This window comes from Bacillus sp. 1NLA3E, from assembly GCF_000242895.2.
Lineage (GTDB): Bacteria > Bacillota > Bacilli > Bacillales > Cytobacillaceae > Bacillus_BU.
In genome coordinates this window covers 1,237,729-1,253,087 of sequence record NC_021171.1, presented here as the reverse complement: position 1 = coordinate 1,253,087, position 15,359 = coordinate 1,237,729, and the positions used below count along the sequence as shown (strand labels likewise).

Sequence of the window (15,359 nt, the reverse complement as noted above, 5' to 3'; positions counted from 1 at the left end):
TACCCCTTTAATAAATGTTTTATGATTATCATTTAGCTAAATTTATTCTATTCATTAGCTGTTGCTTTCTTAGGTAGGAACATAACCAAAATAAAACTAGAAGTAGCTAATAGAAAAACAACTAAATAGACCGAGTGAAGTGCGGAAGTCAAACCTTCCTGGAGAATGAGCCTAACTTTCAGGGACAAATGGTTTCTTTCATTTTCATTCAATAAAATATTGACTGAATCAATTGTCATCTTTTCAGTTGCTGGTGAGCTTTTTAAATGAGCATATAGTTGACTGTTTAATATCCCACCAAGTAATGCTGCTCCTACGGTATTCCCCAGATTTCTCATAAACATATTCGCTGCTGTGGCAATTCCACGTTGCTCCCAGCCCACTGTACTTTGGATCAAGACAATAAAAGCCGTACTTGTTAACCCCATTCCAATCCCAATAAAAAATGAACCTACAGCAGCCCAGAGTGGTCCGAGCTCAGGAGTTAACGCAATAAACATAATGCTGCCAAGAATAAGAGATACTCCACCGATAATCGAGGTGTTCCTAAAGCCGTACTTTATCATAAGTTTTCCAGAAGCTGTTGAAGCAATTGGCCACCCGATAGACATAGTTGTTAGGGTAAATCCAGCAACGATTGGAGATTGCTCCATAACCCCTTGTACAAAAGCAGGCAGAAAGCTTGATATACCAATTAACATAACTCCTGTGATTAACGAAGCCACGTTGGCGATTAAAATTGAGCGTTCCTTCCAGATTGAAAATGGCATCACCGGTTCTGCTGATCGCTTTTCCTGCCAAACAAACAAAAGAATTGCTAACATACTTACACCGAAAAAACTAATAGCGGGCATGGAGGACCACTTCCAGTTCGTCCCTCCCTGTACCAAAACAATCATTAAAGTGAAAATTGCGATGGATAATAAACCAGCACCAAAGTAGTCAATTTCCCGCTTCCTCTTCTCAATTTTTTCATGAAGAAACATCCAAAGACCAACTAAGGACAAAAGCCCTAGCGGAATATTTATCCAAAACACAAACCTCCAACTTACAAATTGAACGAGAAATCCACCTAGTACTGGACCCGAGACGGCTGAAATCCCCCATACACTTGCAAGGTAACCTTGAACCTTTGCTCTTTCCTCTGTTGAATAAATATCTCCAACAATGGTAGTGGCAATCGGCATGACTGCTCCTGCACCAAAACCTTGAATAAAGCGAAATAATATGAGCATTTTCATAGAATTGGCAAAACCACAAAGAATCGAGCCGATTAAAAAGAAAATGATACCGAATGTCAAAATCGGTTTTCTACCAAATAAATCTGATAATTTTCCGTAAATAAGTACGGTTACAGAATTCATTAGCAAATACCCCGAAAACACCCAGCTATACAATGAAAAGCCACCTAAATCAGAGACGATATCGGGCATCGCAGTAGAAACAATCGTTGCTTCAATTGCCCCCATAAACATCGCCAACATAATAGCAGCTAAGACAAGTGGACGTTTCGTTTGCTTTTGCACCGTCTTTTTTGCCCATTGCTCCTTGTAGGCATCTTCCATTGACTCACCTCCATCTCAAGTTTTTTCGCAGAAAAAACAAGCTCCAAATCAGGAGCTATTTTTTACTAATTATTTGTACAAATTTATTTAGTTGTAGAAGCACTGCTCTTCTCGTTAAAATTCCTTCAAAGACGCCATGGCCATCCTCAACACATAAAAAGGGATGATCCACTAAAAGAGATAAACTTGATTGAGGGGAAGATTCAATAGTCAATGTTGGTGTGTCTTTAATCATGATTTCTTCAACCCGTATCTGCTCTAACTTTTCAAACTCAATGCGTTCTAGACCTAGAATTGCCTCCATAATAATTGGTGTACTGATTAATCCATGTAACTTGTAGGTAGGATCTAAAACTGGAATAGCTGAATAGCCACTTTTAGTTAAGACTAATAATGCATGTTCCAGATTATTTCCGATTTGTACATGAGCAACCCGTTCAGAAGGTATCATCAAATCTTTCACTGTGTACTCTGAAAATCCCCCACCTTGAAGTCTTATCATCTCCGAAAACTCCCCATTTTTGATTTAAATCTTTCTCATTTTAACATAGTTTTCCCCTACTTGCTTTTTTAGGAGTCTGAAATTAAAAAGAAAAAGGAACCTTTTCGGCTCCTTTTTCTTTTTATTGAATCAAGTCAAAAATTTCAATAGCAATCATATCAACGTTATCAAACTGATATCGTTTCGGCTTCTCTTTTTCATTGTATACTTCTAATTCATAGGTAGCTGTTTTTGGATTGTATGTAACCTGGCATTTTCTTTCGCCATTCACCTCAAAAAAGCGTTGTGCTGGTTCCCCTCCATTAGCTTGATCTTGGAGGTTTTTTAACCGAGTTAAAATTCCTTGTAGCTGTGACACATGTACCCTCTCCTTTCTACGAAAACAAACATTTACTATTAGTTTTCTCAGATGGCAGTATTCTATCCAAAAGGATAAAATTCAGAAAATTCAATACTTTTTTCTTTACTTGCCAATATTAACAGAATAAAATAATGAGAGACAATGTACAAGTAAAAGGTTAAAAAGGAAGTGATTTTTTGTCAAAACCAGTAAAATTAGGGGAGAATTTTTACCTGATTGACGATTATGATTTAAAACAGCCTGATCGAACAGGAACGTACGTTTTAGTCGAAGAAGAATTAACCATCATCGAAACCTCCGCTAGTCCATCAATTCCCTATTTGCTTCAAGGGTTAAAAGATTTACAAATATCGCCCATAGATATCAAGTATATTATCGTTACCCATATTCATTTGGACCATGCCGGGGGCGCCGGGCTTATGCTTGAACACTGCCCAAATGCAAAAGTCATTGTTCATCCAAAAGGGGAAAGACACCTTGCCGACCCTTCAAGACTGATTGCCGGTGCGCAAGCTGTATATGGTGAGAAATTCTCTGAACTATTTGATCCGATTCTTCCCATTCCTTCAGACCGACTTATCAGCATGCATGATCAAAGCAAACTAAAAATTAGTCCAAAGTGTACACTTAGATTTTTTGATACACCTGGCCATGCAAATCATCATCTCAGTATTTATTACCCAAATGTCAATGGGATGTTTAGTGGAGATACAGTTGGAGTTTTTTATCCACAACTTTATCGTGATGGTATTGAACTATATTTACCTTCAACTTCTCCTAATCAATTTGATCCAGACAAAATGCGTAATTCCATTTCTATGTTTGAAAATATGAACTTAGACTCCATTTACTTTGGTCATTTTGGAATGTCTCGGTCTCCACAGGAAGTTTACAGACAAGTTAGGTTGTGGTTAAATATTTTCATAGACGCAGCACGGCTTGCATTCCAAGAACATACTCAATTCAATGATCGAGTTCAATTAACCGAGCAAATACTTTCCCAGAAAATATCCGAATACTTAACTTCAAATGGGATATCCTCGGATCACCCAGTATATGAAGTCCTTACTATAGACATAAATGTTTGTTCAATGGGATTAATCGATTACCTCGAACGGCAAGCAAGGAAATAATATTTTGGAGGAACCCTTTTGAGTAAAATTATTTTGTATTCCCAACCAGATTGTCCCCCTTGTGAAGTTACTAAAAAATTTCTTAAGGAATACGGCTTTTTATACACAGAAAAAAATATTAAAGTCGATAAACAGGCTCGTAATGAACTAATTAACAAATACGAATCATATTCTACCCCAACGGTTGTCATCGAAGATCACGTTATTCGTGGATTTGACCTAAAGGAACTTAAAGACTTACTTAACATTAAAGAAGACTGACTCTATTTTTAGAGGCAGTCTTTTTTATTTATCCAAATAATTACCAATATTATTTTACATAAGTCTACCGAAATTTGAAAAAATACACTTTGTAAGCAAATTAAAAATTCGAAAGAGGGAATTCACGAAATGACTGTAGGAACTCAAGTAATGACAACAATTGCTAGCCTAAAAAGCGCTCAAGCAAGCTTTGAAACATTTGCTTTAGGAACAGAGAATAAGGGGGCAAAGCAATTATATCAAGATGCAGCAAAACAAACCCAATCCATTATTGATAGCATTGAGCCACGCCTTCAGGAAATCCAAGACGAAGAACCGCAATATAAACAATAGATTTCTGATCGAGGCTGACTCGAAAAATTAAGGAATGAGTCAGCCTTTTTCATTATTTTACAACTTAAATTGAGGTGACTACCATGCCAGAATGGGTACTAATTATTGGTCGTTCATTTGTATTTATTGCTCTCTTAATTATTATCACAAGAATATTAGGAAAAAAACAGATCTCCGAAATCACATTTTTTGAATATGTTTCTGGAATTACGATTGGGAGCATAGCCGGCGAAGTTATCATGGGGCTTGACCGTAGTATATATCACGGCATAATTGCCATATTTATTTTTGGCTTAATAACCTATACAGTTGATTTTATTACTATTAAAAGCAAAAGGTTTAGGGATATCGTTGATGGAAAGGGAAGCGTATTTATTAAGGACGGCAAAATATTGGAAGATAATCTAAAAAAAGAGAAATATTCACTTGATGATTTAGGTTCCTTACTGCGAGGAAAAAATGTTTTTAACGCTTCAGAAGTTGAATTCGCGGTCCTTGAAGCAAATGGGGATCTCAGTGTTCTCCTTAAAAAGGAGAATAGACCTCTTTCAGCAAAGGATCTTAATATTAAAGTTGCTAGTGAAAAAGAACCCCAAACTGTTATCATGGATGGAAAAATTATTGATAATGCCCTTTCAGCTAGTGGTAAAAATCGGGGCTGGTTAACAATTGAGTTAGACAAGCTCGGCGTAACACTCGATAATGTATTTTTTGCCCAAGTTGATTCTTATGGAGACTTAACCATAGATGTCTACGATGATCAATTAAAAGTCCCTTCTCCTCAACAACGTCCACTTTTATTGGCGATGATTAAAAAATGTCAAGCAGACATGGAATCATTTGCATTAGCGACAAACTCAGAAACAGGCAAACAAATGTATGTAAAAAACGCTCAGTTACTTCAAAAATTAATTACTACCCTGCAACCCTACTTAAAATGATGATGTGAAACTACCGTCAATGGGGGCACCAAAATTCTCCCACTGATGGTTCATATCATTTTCGTTCTTCAAAGGAATACTCAATCTTTGCGAAAAAATGTCGAGTGAACTTTTTTTGATTATACGATTAAAGAGAAAATGTGGAAGGATGTGACCTTTTTTTTCTGAACTGAGGGTTTCTTTCTGTGTTTGTTTTCCAAGATTGATCACCTGTTCAGGAATTTTGTCATAGATGGTTCCAGACACCTTCCATCGCCCATTAAATTGTTCAAGAAGAATCCCTTCATAATGACTATCATAGCTTACCGGTCCCTCTTCATTACTAGGGAAAAATTCATAAACATACATTTTGTGCTGATAAGGAACAATTTTTGTTTTCTCAGTAAGTTTAAAAAATGGGATGTAATAAAGTGCAAAATCTGATCCTAGTGTTATATATTTTCCATCAGTACCAACCAAATTCTCATTTAAAAACATTTTCATGTATTCTTGCGAGAAATAAGGAGTCAATATTTTTTCTATTTCTAGATAATTTCGCTCTTTTTCACTTAATTTAACTTGGGCTTTAAAGGCTTCTTGTAAAAAATCAAGAGCTTGTGCACGATCATTGAAATTTCCACTGGCATAAGCATGTACTGGGAGCAATAAAAGAACAGTAGCTAAAAAAACAGCCTTTCGAATATATTTACTCATTTCCTGCCTCCTCCAATTTTACTATGTATAAATATTTTACCTTGATTATTCCTTTTTCTCGAAACAATCGTTCGTTAATTTTCATCATTTTTTGACATTATTTTTTGAAAATAGCGCAAAATCCGGCGATTTTTGAAATAGGCTCCGTTAAACTAAAGTGTTGATTTCCGTTCCAGGCACTCGCGCACCTTAGGGGCGGGCGGTGAGCCTCCTCGGCGCTTATGCGCCTGTGGGGTCTCACCTGTCCCGCTGCTCCCGCAGGAGTCTTCGTGCCTTCCACTCCAATCAACATTGTGAAGAAATCAACATTGAGCTTTAACATAGCCTTGAAATAAAAAAAGGCCCCATTAAACGAGGCCAATTACCAATTACTTGTTTGGGCAAAAAAGATGACAATAAGAATAATCAGGACAAAAAATATCGCGTAAGTCAAGAAAATAGGATTTCTGAAATAGGCATGATTTTGGACTTGATGTGGAATTTTGGTATCAAGCTCACTTTTTAACACCTTTTGTCCCTTCGCTAAAATCAGTGTATAGATGAATGACAAGGCTAATATGGCCATTGCCAACCCTAATAGGATCGTTGTATAAGAACTCATGCACGCTTTCACCTCTTTAAAATTAAAATTCCGCGTAGCACCGTTTTTTATACATGATCTATTTTAGATGAGTCCTTCATGCTGATACAAAAAGCTATATGATAAGTCAATAAATACATAATCATTAGCGTTGACTGGATAAGAAAAGGTGCGGATTGTTTCACCAGTTTCTATATCACTATATAAATCGGACAGAATCCCTTTTCTTTCATATCTCATTTTAATAATATTCTCCAAAAAATAAGGTCGCCAGCTCCAATTTTTATTGAGGTATTCATTTTGTACTTTCCATTCCTCATTTTCAAAAAAGAAATTGGGAGTTTTTTGAAATCCATCTTCATCACATATATAAATTCGAAAAGCAATGTGATCCATCATCTTGACTAAAGTCTTTAAAAGTTCTTCATAATCGAGAACTTTCCGATTTTTATTGATAAACTCCTGCATCCTCACCTGAAAGTTTTCAGTAATAGCATAGAGGGATTCTAATTTTCTCTTTTCATTCGCAATAAAGGTGTGGCACTCATCTTTTAGTCGGTCTTTCAGCATATCTCTTTCAACAAAATGATCACATGGTCTACATAAATAAAAGCCTTGATAATAACGACCACCGTTCTTCCAGGCAAACTGAAGCTGAAATACCATTTCAACGTTTTCAAATAAAAGGGTTGCCCCTATTTTACGAGCCAAGAGAGATAACGAATATAAAACATCCTGAAATGCAGGACCTGTCCCGGTTGATCTTAATGCTTGTAAATCCACTTTTATGATATCAGGTGCTAGTTCACCGATTCGATCTAAATGGCTACTATCGTTCGCTACCTTATCTATTGCCAATTTCATTCCATATGTCCGATAATAGTTTAACAAATGATCTAAATGATCAAATGGACCTTTATAATTACGCTCGGAAATCTCTAAGACGATCCGATTCATTGAAATTCCTTTTTCCTGGTATTGCATTAGCAGCTGTAAAAATTGTTCCCCATGATCATGCATGAGGATATTTGCATCGCGATTGATAAATAACAAGACGTCCTTTTCCAGATCAACTGCCATTTCTAAAGCCTTTGTCAAAACCGTATTATCCACTTCAAGTCGATATTCGTCAGGTATTTGATCATCAAGAAAAAAAGGACCTAAAGACTCTATCTCTGTCTTTCCTCTATATCTCCCCAAAATTTCGTAGCCAATTACACGATGCTCGTCTGCACTGAATATCGGTTGAAAAAAAGGGATAACATTATCTAAATCAGTTATGATATCCAATGCGTCCATTCACTTAAACCTCCAAAAAAAACCTTTTATTATAAAACTTCGTTGGCAACATAATACCATCATAAAAGCAGATTGAAAATCAAAATATAATATAGAGCCGGAAATCGAAAGGAAGATATCAAAATGCGAAAAACATGTTTTGTGGTCATCCTTTTACCGTTGCTCGGGTACAGTCATGCAAATTTCGCCGAATCATCTCATGACAACGGAATAGCTACCAAATTTAAACCAATAGCTCAAAGTCCAATTATCCCGTCAACTCAGGTCAATAATTCATCCTCAAATCAAGCAAAAAAATTCCTTTTGGATGTCCCATTAATTAAGCAAAATCCTGAATTAAAATATGGCTGTGAGGTCACCAGTCTGACGATGATGCTTCAATTTGCTGGTGTTAATACAAATAAAATGGAGCTATTTTCTAAAATCAAGAAAGATCCTGATGCTATTCAAAGATCAAGGTCAGGTGACATCATAAGATGGGGGAATCCTAACGATGGCTTTGTGGGGGATATGACTGGAAAAACTGCTGGTTATGCCGTATTTGACCAACCCATGGAAGACTTGGTCAATGACTACTTACCCGACAGGGCTGTGAATTTAACCAATCAGAGCTTTGATGAGGTTTTAAAGCATGTTGCACATGGGTATCCCGTTGTTGTTTGGACCACTGGTGATTTCCGTCTGCCAGATCGCCCAGAGTCTTGGTTACACGGCAATCAAATCATTCACACGCCGCTTGATTTGCATGCAGTCGTATTAGTAGGCTTTGATGAAAAATTCGTGTATATAAATGACCCCTTGGCAGGAAAAAAACAGCATGCAGTTGATAAGCAACAATTCCATACATCATGGCTAGCCCTTAAATCCAGGGCGATAAGTTACCATTAATCTTTATTTCACCTCACTTTTTTAGTGAGGTTTTTTATTTATAGAAAAGCTACCTTTCAACAGTCCGATGTTTGTTTTTCATACATATTGTTTACAGTTGACAAGTATATATTAATTGACGGCAATCATGTAAATAACCTCTATCTCGATTCATTTTATTCCTGAAATAAATATGAATATCGAATCCGAATGGGAGTATTATTATGCTTAAAAAGGTTTCTAGAAGATTTTTCTTAAAGAGGTTTCTACAGTTTGGAATGATTACATTGGGGTCAGGTACTGGCATCTATTATTATGCTCGAGATATAGAAACACGGATGCTGAAAATAACAGAGCATATGATTGAACACCCTCATATTCCTGTTGGGTTTGATGGCTGTAAAATAGTTCAATTTAGCGATACCCATCTTGGATTCCAATATAATCTTAATCAGCTTGAAAAATTAATCTCAAAAATAGACGCTATCGCACCAGATATCATTTTCTTTACTGGAGATTTGATGGATGCACCTAATCAGTATGAACATCAATCAAAGATCACACCTCTTTTGAGCAGTTTAAAAGCCCCCTTAGGAAAATTTTGTGTATATGGAAATCATGATCATGGTGGTTATGGCTCCGATATTTTCCAATCAATAATGAGTCAATCCGGTTTTACAATACTCCAAAATGATTATAGAGCAGTCAAGCTATTAGATGGAAGTTTGATCTATATTATTGGCTTAGATGATGCCATGCTTGGCAAACCAAATCTTGAACAAGCTCTAGCAGATATTCCAGATTATTCTTATAAAATATTATTAAGCCATGCACCAGATTTAGCTGATCAAGCTCTTTCTTATGGGATTGAATTACAATTAAGTGGACATAGCCATGGAGGTCAAATCAAAATCCCATTTTTTGGTGCATTGGTCACGCCACCTTTTGCTGAGAAATACACTGAAGGCTTTTACGAAATTAAAAATCAATCTCAAAAATTAACCCTATATGTAAATAGGGGGATAGGGACAACCAGGCTTCCTTTTCGCTTTTTATCACATCCTGAATTAACTATATTTCAGTTAGCGGCCAAAGGTTAATTGACTCTTTCTTAAGAACTCAACCTCCTCTGACAGGCTCATTCATAGATGGTTGCCATACAATAACATGAAAAGCCAAGTTTCGCTGAGGAGGAAAACTAAGTGAATTATGATTATGCCTACTATCCACGTGGTGCAGTACAGCACTATCAAGATGAACGTTTTTTCGGTTTCGGATTACTTCCGTTCGTCGCAGGTTCTGTTTTAGGATTAGCTGCTAGTCCTTTTTTATTTAATCGTCCCTATTATCCACCGCCATATCCACCTTATCCGGCCTATCCACCATTTCCAAGTCCCTATGGATATGGTGGATACCCCGGTCCAATACGACCATATTAAAAGGATTTAAGATAGAGGTTCCGATTTATTTTTCTGTTTATTTCCAACCATTTACCCAAAAGGAAGCATTAGCTGCTTCCTTTTTTATAGGTCAAATGAAATGGCATTCCCTTTGACCTATAAAAAGGTTATAATAAGATATACTCTTTGAAAGGAGATTATTACATTGACCCTGGGAAGTATTAACCCTCAAAAACTGATACCGACAGTTGAAAACCTCTCGCAAGCGATCTTCATTGTTAATCGGCATGCAAAAACAGCCCCAAACCCAAAGTATTTGTATAAGTTAAAACATGAAGCTTTAAAGAAGATGCTCCGTGAAGGAAAGGCAAAAAAAGTTGGCCTTCATTTTTCAGCAAACCCAAGGCTTAGTCAACAGCAATCTGATGTGTTAGTTGTAAGTGGAAATTATTCTTTTCATATTCCCCCATCAAAAGAAGATTTCACCCATCTCCCCCACTTAGGAAAGTTAGATGACCAAGTTAAGAATCCGAAAACAAGACTTCCATTAACCGTTGCCAAACAATTATTACAATCATACACCGGTATACGTGAGAATGAAGGTCCGGAAAAAAATAAGCCTCGGCAAAATCAAAAACCTCAATTTAAAAGACTAGGCGAAAGTTATTTTTAAAATCTTATCATCTTTCTTTCAGGCATAATCGTTTTGGACAAGCTTTTACATTAAAGGGATTTCCAAAAAAACGGGTGAAACAATGGACCTATGTCCTGTTCGCCCGTTTTTTTATCTTAATGTAATTGGTCGTTTTCACTATTTAGCAACATCTTGATACTATTTCTGTGATTTTTTTAACAATTATCGATAGTTTTGTGAACGTTGCCACTACCACCTAGACCTTTCTAACAAACAGGAATACAATACAAGCATAAAGAGGAAATCGGAACAATTTTCCAAGTGAGTTGATAATGTCATGTTCACATATCGTTTATGTTCAATACATTAACAAGGAGAGATATTTGATGAAAGGAACAGCCATCCTATTTCAACCGAATCAAAAAGTCACAATTATTGAAAACGTTGATCACATAGTTTATGAAACTCTTAAGGAACAATGCGGGTGCGAACACTGCAATTGCCAAGTGGAAAACAAAATGGTGGATTTTGGAGCAATTTCTCCAGTGTTTTGGCATGCAGAAGAAGTTGACTGGGCATACGGTTACTAAGAAAACGGAATGGAAGTGGCTCCTCAGAGGCTGAAGCTACACAATAAATAAGAAACCATTGAACCTCTTGGATTTCTCCAAGAGGTTTTTATTTTAAATTTATTTTTCTCTTTTTACGTTCGTTCACTTTTCCAATGGTAAACCAACCTTTAGAACGGAAATAATAAAACATAAGAAGGGCTACTAAACCCATTAGACCTAAAATAATAAAATAACCATACTTCCATTGGAGCTCAGGCATATGTACAAAATTCATCCCATAAACCCCTACTATAAACGTGAGAGGCATAAAAATCGTCGTAATAACGGTTAACGTCATCATGATACTGTTCATTGTATTAGAATTCACCGACAAATAGCTATCGCGAATATCTGAAGAAAAATCACGATATGATTCTAACATTTCGACTAGTCTTAATAAATGGTCTTGAACATCATAAAAATATAGTTTTTGTTCCTTCAAATGATTTAATCGTTCTGAATGGATTATTCTATAGAGTAAATCGCTCATCGGCAGGATCGTTCTTCTGAGCTTAGATAAGTCAGAACGAATATCGAATAATTTTTTGATTAGCACTTGGACACTCTCTTGATTAGAATTATCTTCAATCGAATTTAGCAGCTCCTCTATCTGATAAACGGGTGCAAAATAATCATCAACAAGCCGATCTATAATTGCATGCATAATAAAAAATGGTCCCTGCATGAGACTTTTATCTTTTTTCATACGATCCCATAAATTATTCAAGTCACGAACAGGTCTTTCTTGGTAGGTCACAATAAATTGGTCCCCAACAAACAAATCTACCTCGTACGGTTTAAGGGATTCTTGATTGATAGCATGGGCTACTATAAAAATGTAGTTTTCGTAAAAATCAAGCTTCGGGCGTTGGGTGAATTCATCTAAGCAATCTTCTATTGCCAAAGGATGAAATTTAAAAAAACTTTTCAATAAACTGGCCTCTTGATCTGTTGGATTAACAAAATCTACCCAAAACCATTTTATGTCTGTTTGCTTAATTTCTGTTATGGGAATATCGTAAATTATGTTATCATCTTTTATTGCACATGTTCGAATCACGGTGACACCCCCATCCCTTTTCAAATATATCCCATTCTTCCACTTTTGTGCTACTTTTATTATATTGTATTTAATAGACATCGATTTCTGGGAACATGGTAAAATAGTGAATAACCTTATCGGAAGGATGAAAAATTTTGGATCAATTAATCAACAGAAACGTAAAAGAAATTGAAATATCAGGAATCAGAAAATTTTTTAATATGGTTGCTGATACGAAAGATATGATCTCGCTAACCATTGGACAACCAGATTTCCCTACGCCAAATCATGTTAAAGAGGCAGCAAAAAAAGCAATTGATGAGAATTTTACATCTTATACTCATAATGCCGGTACCATTCAACTACGTCAGGCAGCTGCAAATTTTTATCAAGAAAAATATGGTATTTCATATAGCCCAGAAACAGAAGTAATAATCACTACCGGCGCAAGCGAAGCAATCGATGTCGCCTTCCGAACCATTTTAGATAAGGGAACTGAAGTCATTTTACCAGGACCTGTCTATCCAGGTTATGAACCGATTATCCGCTTATGTGAGGCTACTCCTGTATTCGCTGATATTCGGAAAAATCAATTTAGATTTACAGCTAAATTAATCGAACCATACATTACTGAAAAAACTCGGTGCATTGTCCTCCCCTACCCCTCAAATCCAACTGGGGTCAGTTTAACTGAAGAGGAGTTAAGAGAAATTTCCGAGTTAATCAAAGACCGAAATATATTTATTTTAGCAGACGAAATTTATAGTGAATTATCATTTGAAAGACCCCATACTTCGATTGCCAAATACGCGAAGGAAAAAACAATTGTCATAAATGGACTATCTAAATCTCATTCAATGACTGGTTGGAGAATTGGCATGCTATTTGCCCCTGAGGGGATAGCTAAACATATTATTAAGGTTCACCAGTACAACGTTACCTGTGCAAGCTCTATTTCGCAAATGGCAGCTCTTGAAGCGCTAACAGTAGGTATTAATGATGCCCTCCCAATGAAAATAGAATATCAAAAACGAAGAGATTATGTACATAACCGGCTTCAAAACATGAACCTTGAAGTCATCAAACCAGATGGTGGATTTTATTTCTTTGTAAAAAATCCTCCTACTAAGCTGAATTCTTTTGATTTTGCTCTATCATTGGTTCATGAATCAAAGGTTGCAGTTGTTCCAGGTAGTGCTTTTTCACAGCTTGGTGAAGGATATTTCCGTATTTCTTATGCATATTCACAAGAAACGCTTGAAGAAGGATTAAACAGGTTAGAATCGTATGTTAGGGAACATCTATCTTAAAATAATTGGAAAGGGTCAGACCCTCTGACAGCCTAATATAGAATTATCTATATTAGGTTGATACTAAAGGAAGTCCGACCCTTTTGTTTTTCTTATTTATCCCTTATATTCGCCATTATTTTTTGAGGCTTTTTCTTTTTTTGCTTTATCTTTATGAATTTTGTTGGTTGCCGCACTTCCCATTTCATGTGCAAACTCTTCATTTAAAACTGCTGAATCAAACCCTTTTTTGTTTTTCTGCTGCGGATCATTCTTTTTATTTCTTTTTGCCATGAACAATATCCCCTTTCTAATCTTTCACTCTTATTTTCGATTTCTAGGGAATAATCATTCATGGTAAACCTTTCCGTAAAAAAAACTTTAATTGCTCCAATATTTATAAAGTGCTTGAGTCCCGCTATTTTCTTCTCCTTGATCAACCAATTTTCCATATAATGACCTAGCTAACGCTAAACCAGGAACCTCTAATCCCATTTGTTCAGCTTCTTGCAAAGCAATATTCATATCCTTAATAAAATGTTTAATATAGAACCCTGGTGCAAAATCACCAGCGATCATCCGTGGTCCTAAATTGGATAAAGACCAACTCCCGGCAGCCCCAGATGAAATGCTTTTTAATACTAACTCTGGATCAAGCCCAGCTTCTCTAGCATAAACTAACGCTTCACATACACCAATCATATTGGAAGCAATAGTAATTTGATTACACATTTTTGTATGTTGCCCTGAACCGGCTTTGCCTTGATAGACGATATTTGTTCCTAATAATTGTAGAAGAGGCTCAACTTTTTGAAAATCTTCATCATTTCCGCCCACCATAATCGAAAGGCGGGCTTCTTTGGCCCCAATATCTCCACCGGAAACTGGTGCATCCAAAGCATGAATTCCCTTTTTACTTGCCTCATGCTGAATTTTAACAGCTAATGAGGGAGTTGAAGTAGTCATATCAAGTAAATATGTATTTTCTTTTCCGTTAGTGATTAACCCGTCTTCTCCTAAATATACCTCTTCCACATCAGATGGATAGCCCACCATTGTGAAAATTACATTGGCTTTTTCTGCTACTTCTTTTGGTGTATTTGCCCAATTTGCACCCTTTTGAAGCAACATTTCTGCCTTTTCTTTTGATCTTGTATAAATAATTAATGAATACCCTGCAGATAATAAATGACCTGCCATACTATTCCCCATAACTCCTGTTCCGATAAAACCAATTACTGTGTTTGTCGGTTGAAACATCATCTAAAACTCCTCTCTTTTTTCCATCTCCTTTCATTTTAACAGTATTTTATCTTTAAGAGAATTTTACAATTCTTTTTGTTAATAGTTTAAAGCTGTGTTGAAAAGTTTGTTAAAAAGGCTTTCCCTAAAACCTGTTGGTCATTAAAAACCTCAATGGAAATTGCTCGATCATCCACTATCATTCTCTCAATTTCAAACGGGTGAAGATCCAGTTTAAGTGTGATTGGGGTAATGTAAATTGCTTGTTGATCTGATTCATTTGCCTCTAAATATTCTCCTGAATAAACGATATCTTCGCCATAAATAATCTCATTTGTACCTAATGCGGTCGCCAATTGATGATTGTGAATACTTACTTTAACTTTATAAGGTTGATCAGAATGTAAGAGGCGATTATTGATTTTTAAACGAAATTCTAGCTCATTATTTTTTGTCAGCACCGCTTCTGCATACTTGTTAGCAATAATTTGATTTGAAAAAGAAGTGCACCCTGTAATTTGTGAAAGCAGCAAGAATAGCAGTAGACATGAAATAACTTTGTTTTTCATCCAAAATCACCCTTTTATGTCTACCATTTCCGTATTT

General features: G+C 36.1%; 20 protein-coding genes. 10 read left to right on the top strand and 10 right to left on the bottom strand.

Going from position 1 to position 15,359, the window contains the following annotated elements:
* Positions 1-47: 47 nt before the first annotated feature.
* From B1NLA3E_RS06090 to B1NLA3E_RS06080, 3 genes are all read right to left on the bottom strand, one after another.
* Positions 48-1,565, bottom strand: coding sequence for an MDR family MFS transporter (locus tag B1NLA3E_RS06090; RefSeq protein ID WP_015592959.1), 1,518 nt, complete (start codon positions 1,563-1,565; stop codon positions 48-50).
* Between the two features lie 55 nt (positions 1,566-1,620).
* Positions 1,621-2,067, bottom strand: coding sequence for a cyclic-di-AMP-binding protein CbpB (gene cbpB, locus B1NLA3E_RS06085; protein WP_015592958.1), 447 nt, complete (start codon positions 2,065-2,067; stop codon positions 1,621-1,623).
* A gap of 121 nt (positions 2,068-2,188) precedes the next feature.
* On the bottom strand, positions 2,189-2,425 hold the full coding sequence (locus B1NLA3E_RS06080; protein ID WP_015592957.1) for a YkuJ family protein: 237 nt from the start codon (positions 2,423-2,425) through the stop codon (positions 2,189-2,191).
* A 179-nt stretch (positions 2,426-2,604) separates the two neighbouring features.
* Between B1NLA3E_RS06080 and B1NLA3E_RS06075 the strand changes: the two genes are divergently transcribed.
* The 4 genes from B1NLA3E_RS06075 (at position 2,605) to B1NLA3E_RS06060 (ending at position 5,096) form a co-directional block, all read left to right on the top strand.
* The gene (locus B1NLA3E_RS06075; protein WP_015592956.1) at positions 2,605-3,561 is read left to right on the top strand and encodes an MBL fold metallo-hydrolase; all 957 of its coding nucleotides are present in this window, start codon (positions 2,605-2,607) and stop codon (positions 3,559-3,561) included.
* An 18-nt stretch (positions 3,562-3,579) separates the two neighbouring features.
* Entirely contained in the window at positions 3,580-3,822 is a 243-nt protein-coding gene (locus tag B1NLA3E_RS06070) for a glutaredoxin family protein (protein WP_015592955.1), read from the top strand.
* Between the two features lie 129 nt (positions 3,823-3,951).
* Positions 3,952-4,155: a DUF1657 domain-containing protein gene (locus B1NLA3E_RS06065; protein ID WP_015592954.1), complete on the top strand. Its 204-nt coding sequence runs from the start codon at positions 3,952-3,954 to the stop codon at positions 4,153-4,155.
* Between the two features lie 83 nt (positions 4,156-4,238).
* On the top strand, positions 4,239-5,096 hold the full coding sequence (locus B1NLA3E_RS06060) for a DUF421 domain-containing protein (protein WP_041580349.1): 858 nt from the start codon (positions 4,239-4,241) through the stop codon (positions 5,094-5,096).
* Here B1NLA3E_RS06060 and B1NLA3E_RS06055 read toward each other — a convergent pair.
* The 3 genes from B1NLA3E_RS06055 to B1NLA3E_RS06040 all read right to left on the bottom strand — a co-directional run bounded on the left by B1NLA3E_RS06055 (position 5,088) and on the right by B1NLA3E_RS06040 (position 7,668).
* A complete protein-coding gene (locus B1NLA3E_RS06055) occupies positions 5,088-5,789 on the bottom strand; it encodes a DUF3993 domain-containing protein (RefSeq protein ID WP_015592952.1) in 702 nt (233 codons plus the stop codon). The two genes, B1NLA3E_RS06060 and B1NLA3E_RS06055, sit on opposite strands and share 9 nt — an antisense overlap.
* 361 nt (positions 5,790-6,150) lie before the next feature.
* The gene (locus tag B1NLA3E_RS06045; protein WP_015592950.1) at positions 6,151-6,390 is read right to left on the bottom strand and encodes a hypothetical protein; all 240 of its coding nucleotides are present in this window, start codon (positions 6,388-6,390) and stop codon (positions 6,151-6,153) included.
* A 63-nt stretch (positions 6,391-6,453) separates the two neighbouring features.
* Positions 6,454-7,668: an EAL domain-containing protein gene (locus B1NLA3E_RS06040; RefSeq protein ID WP_015592949.1), complete on the bottom strand. Its 1,215-nt coding sequence runs from the start codon at positions 7,666-7,668 to the stop codon at positions 6,454-6,456.
* Positions 7,669-7,791: 123 nt separating this feature from the next.
* On the opposite strand from B1NLA3E_RS06040, the gene B1NLA3E_RS06035 reads away from it, so the two are divergent.
* From B1NLA3E_RS06035 to B1NLA3E_RS06015, 5 genes are all read left to right on the top strand, one after another.
* Positions 7,792-8,556, top strand: a complete 765-nt coding sequence (locus tag B1NLA3E_RS06035; RefSeq protein WP_041580348.1) for a C39 family peptidase — start codon at positions 7,792-7,794, stop codon at positions 8,554-8,556.
* A gap of 203 nt (positions 8,557-8,759) precedes the next feature.
* Positions 8,760-9,635: a metallophosphoesterase gene (locus B1NLA3E_RS06030; protein WP_015592947.1), complete on the top strand. Its 876-nt coding sequence runs from the start codon at positions 8,760-8,762 to the stop codon at positions 9,633-9,635.
* Between the two features lie 102 nt (positions 9,636-9,737).
* On the top strand, positions 9,738-9,974 hold the full coding sequence (locus tag B1NLA3E_RS06025) for a hypothetical protein (protein WP_041580347.1): 237 nt from the start codon (positions 9,738-9,740) through the stop codon (positions 9,972-9,974).
* 172 nt (positions 9,975-10,146) lie between these two features.
* A complete protein-coding gene (locus B1NLA3E_RS06020) occupies positions 10,147-10,608 on the top strand; it encodes a YkyB family protein (RefSeq protein ID WP_041580939.1) in 462 nt (153 codons plus the stop codon).
* A gap of 347 nt (positions 10,609-10,955) precedes the next feature.
* On the top strand, positions 10,956-11,159 hold the full coding sequence (locus B1NLA3E_RS06015; protein WP_041580346.1) for a hypothetical protein: 204 nt from the start codon (positions 10,956-10,958) through the stop codon (positions 11,157-11,159).
* 88 nt (positions 11,160-11,247) lie between these two features.
* Here B1NLA3E_RS06015 and corA read toward each other — a convergent pair whose 3' ends face one another.
* Complete coding sequence (gene corA / locus B1NLA3E_RS06010) at positions 11,248-12,240, bottom strand: magnesium/cobalt transporter CorA (RefSeq protein WP_041580345.1); 993 nt, start codon at positions 12,238-12,240, stop codon at positions 11,248-11,250.
* A 137-nt stretch (positions 12,241-12,377) separates the two neighbouring features.
* Between corA and B1NLA3E_RS06005 the strand changes: the two genes are divergently transcribed.
* Positions 12,378-13,532: an aminotransferase A gene (locus B1NLA3E_RS06005; protein WP_015592944.1), complete on the top strand. Its 1,155-nt coding sequence runs from the start codon at positions 12,378-12,380 to the stop codon at positions 13,530-13,532.
* A gap of 96 nt (positions 13,533-13,628) precedes the next feature.
* Here the strand turns inward: B1NLA3E_RS06005 and B1NLA3E_RS25195 are convergent, their stop codons facing one another.
* The 3 genes from B1NLA3E_RS25195 to B1NLA3E_RS05995 form a co-directional block, all read right to left on the bottom strand.
* On the bottom strand, positions 13,629-13,805 hold the full coding sequence (locus B1NLA3E_RS25195) for a hypothetical protein (protein WP_015592943.1): 177 nt from the start codon (positions 13,803-13,805) through the stop codon (positions 13,629-13,631).
* An 87-nt stretch (positions 13,806-13,892) separates the two neighbouring features.
* Positions 13,893-14,771: an NAD(P)-dependent oxidoreductase gene (locus B1NLA3E_RS06000; RefSeq protein WP_041580344.1), complete on the bottom strand. Its 879-nt coding sequence runs from the start codon at positions 14,769-14,771 to the stop codon at positions 13,893-13,895.
* An 89-nt stretch (positions 14,772-14,860) separates the two neighbouring features.
* Complete coding sequence (locus B1NLA3E_RS05995) at positions 14,861-15,322, bottom strand: hypothetical protein (RefSeq protein ID WP_015592941.1); 462 nt, start codon at positions 15,320-15,322, stop codon at positions 14,861-14,863.
* Positions 15,323-15,359: the final 37 nt, after the last annotated feature.